At 68.1% G+C, this 3,253-nt stretch carries 2 protein-coding genes; one reads left to right on the forward strand and one right to left on the reverse strand.

What is annotated here, in order from left to right:
• The first annotated feature begins 85 nt into the window (after positions 1-85).
• A complete protein-coding gene (locus V6U90_RS32855) occupies positions 86-1,429 on the forward strand; it encodes a tyrosine-type recombinase/integrase (protein ID WP_334444984.1) in 1,344 nt (447 codons plus the stop codon).
• A 94-nt stretch (positions 1,430-1,523) separates the two neighbouring features.
• On the opposite strand, the gene V6U90_RS32860 is transcribed toward V6U90_RS32855, so the two are convergent.
• A complete protein-coding gene (locus V6U90_RS32860) occupies positions 1,524-2,969 on the reverse strand; it encodes a tyrosine-type recombinase/integrase (RefSeq protein WP_334444986.1) in 1,446 nt (481 codons plus the stop codon).
• Positions 2,970-3,253 lie beyond the last annotated feature (284 nt).

Genomic DNA, 3,253 nt, shown 5'->3' on the forward strand with positions numbered 1-3,253 from the left:
TCACTGACGCCTGTGCCCGTCTCCTACCCACCCGATCCTCACCGACCTATTTGCGCGGGCTCTAAGCTCGTGATCCCATCGGTTGATGATCATGGTGTGCCTGGTGTCTAGCCTGTCCGGGTGTCTTGGGGGATGGGTGGCTAGGGCCAACGAGGCGGGCCTGGTGTACCGGCGGTGCGGCTGTCGGTGCGGGCAGACCGGTCGCCAGCTGGGTGTGCGGTGTGATCGTCTCGCCGAGTTCGACCACGGCCGTTGGTACTTCGCCGTGCAGTTGACCGGTGTTGACGATCGGCGTGTCCGGGTGCGTCGTGGTGGTTTCGCCAGTCGGGCGGAGGCCGAGCGGGCCTGCTGGGCGTTGCGGCAGGTGCCGGGGCATGAGGCGGCCGGGATGTGGACGCTGAGGCGCTGGCTGGAGTTCTGGTTGTCGGAGAACGAGGGGCGGCTGCGTCCTTCGACCATGGTCAACTATCGCGGCCTCGTGAACGACTACCTCATTCCGCAGTTGGGTCACGTCCGGATGCGGAGGTTGCGTACCCGGGATGCGCAGCGGGCGATGGACCGGATCTCGCACCGCCGCGTCCGAGGTGGGCGGCTGATTTCTGCGGGCACGCTGAACGGGATTCGTGCGGTGCTGCGTAGCGCGCTGTCGGCGGCGCGGCGGCAGGGGGTGATCGATCGGAATCCTGGTCGGGGGCTGCGGCTGCCGAACGGGGCGCGTCCACGGGCGGTGGTGTGGGACGCGGAGCGGGAGAAGGCTTGGAACGACACGGGGGTGCGGCCTCGGGTGGCGGTGTGGGGGCTGCATCAGGTCGGCCGGTTCCTGGAGTGCGTGCAGACCGATCCGTTGTTCGCGTTGTGGTGGCTGGTGGCGTTGCGGGGGCCGCGCCGGGGCGAGATCGCCGGATTGCGGTGGGAGGACATCAACCTGACCGATGGCGAACTGACCATCCGGGAGCAGGTGGTCGTGGTGCGTGGGGTGGAGCGGTTGGGTCCGCCGAAGTCGGCGGCCGGGGTGCGGACCTTGGCTTTGGACGAGTTCAGTGTGCGGCTGCTGACGGATCTGTGGCATCGGCAACGCCGGCGGTTCGGCCGGGTCGACCCGAAACAGCGGGTGTTCGTGCACGAGGATGGGCGGCCGGTACGTCCGGACTGGCTGACCCGCCGCTTCGCGAAGCTGGTTAAGGACGTGGATCTGCCGCCGATCCGGCTGCACGATCTGCGGCACGGCGCTGCGGGGATCGCCTCGGCAGCCGGGGTGGACCTGAAGCAGATCCAGGAGGACATGGGCCATCACACCCCGTTGACGACCATCGAGACCTATATCTGCGTGTTCCAGCAGATGGCCAAGAAGGCGGTACGGGCGTCGGCCGAGCTTCTCCTACAGCATGTGCGGGTCAGGGCGTCCCTGGCGGGGGCCTACCAGGCCTGATCTTCGAGGCGGGTCGCTCCGGGTTGATGGCCTGCCTGGGAGCAAGAGAAGCGTTCCGGTCTTCCGGGCAGGCCGTCCGGTGGGCGAGGGTTGATCAGCGAGTTCCGCGTCTGCGGCGGCCCGAGGGCTCCGGCTGCATGTCGGTGTTGTCCTCGGCTCTCGGCGGCATCTGCTGGTCCTGTTCGGAGATGGACTCCTTCCTCGCGGTTTTTGTCGGGCGCGGCCTCCCGTGATCGCGACGCCTGGCGGCCGGTCGCGTTTCGGCACCGGGTTTGCCGGCGTTGAGGACGAGGCGGGCGGTGGCTTCGGCGGCTTTGTGTTGGGTGGCGGGGAGGCTGGTGGTGTAGGTGTCGGCGGTGATCCGGATCGTGGTGTGGCCGAGTTGATGTTGGATGGTCTTGAGGTCGGCGCCGGCGGTGTGGGCGAGGGTGGCGGCGCCGTGGCGGAGGTCGTGTAGCCGGATCGGGGGTAGCCCGGCCCGGTCGACGAGGAGGCGGAGGCGTTGGGTGAGGTAGCCGGGGTGCATGGGTAGTCCGTCGGGGCTGGTGAACACGTAGCCGCTGTCGTGGCAGACTTTCCCGCCGTCGGTTCGGCGGGTGCGGTGGTGGCGTTGCCGTTCGGCGTGTTGGCGCAGGATTCGTGCGGTGTGGCGGTCGAGGGCGATGGTGCGGCGGCTGGTCGCGGACTTGGGTGGGCCTTCGTGGACGTCGTAGCCGGCGGTGGTGCGTTGCCGCACGATCGATAGTTGGCGGGCTTGTAGGTCGATTTCGGTCCAGCGTAGGCCGGCGGCTTCGCCGCGGCGCAGGCCGCGTAGGGCGATCAGCCACCACAGGGCGAACAGGTTGTCGTCGCGGACGTAGTCGAGGAACGCGGCGAGCTGAACCGGTGTCCAGACCGCGACGGACGGCCGCTCGCCGGTGGCTTCCCATTCGGCGACCCTGTTCTCGGTCCACAGCCGCGCGAGAGGGCGTTCCTGGGCGGGTAGTTCCACTCGTCGGGCGGGGTTGTCGACGATGAGGCCCTCCCGGATGGCGGCGTTGAGCGCGGCCCGCAGCGTGGTGTGGATGTGCTGCAGCGTGCAGGGCGTCTGTGGCTGGCCGGTTCGGTTGCGGGTGGCGGCGATTTGCGTGAACGCGGCGTTGAGCTGCCGGGAGGTCAGATCGCCGAGGATCAGGTGTCCGACGTGGGGGATCAGGAACCGCTCGACGTCGCGCGTGTAGTGCATCCTTGTCGTCGGCCGGATCCTGGTTCTGGTTGACAGCCAGTACCTCAACCACCGGGTGACCGTCCACGACCGGCCGGCCTGCTGCTCGCGAGACAGGATGAGGAACTCGTCGCGGGCCTTCTGCGCGGCCGCCTCCGACGCGTACCCGCCCCGGCGTACCCGTTCGGCCTGTCCGAGCAGATTCCGGGTGGAGCAGTGGAAGTACCAACTTCCATGATCAGGCTCCCGCAGCCTTGGGCAGCTCCTGCCTAGCGTCCGCCTGGTGGCCGGGTCCAGGCAGCCGCACCGCTTCACGACAGCACCGTGGCTCTTCATCGCTTTCTCCCTTTGTCGGTGGTGGTCACACCCTCACCCAGGGAGATTGGGGGAAAATCGCATTTGCGGACCAGTTCACGATTTCCGTCGACCACGAGCCGGTCGGCGCGCGTAAGAGAGTTCAGTTCAGTGCGTGAGCCGGGATTCGACCTCGGCCGGGGACCGACCCGGAGGAGGTAACGCCATTTTGCTAGCCGTGATCCGGAGCCTGCGGACACGTGCAGTGAGCCATTCCGCGCAACGGTCTGGTTGCTGGCTGTAGCCGCTTGGGTGTCCGGTAGGTC

The organism is Micromonospora sp. CPCC 206060 (assembly GCF_036906895.1).
In the GTDB taxonomy this organism is placed as follows: domain Bacteria; phylum Actinomycetota; class Actinomycetes; order Mycobacteriales; family Micromonosporaceae; genus Micromonospora.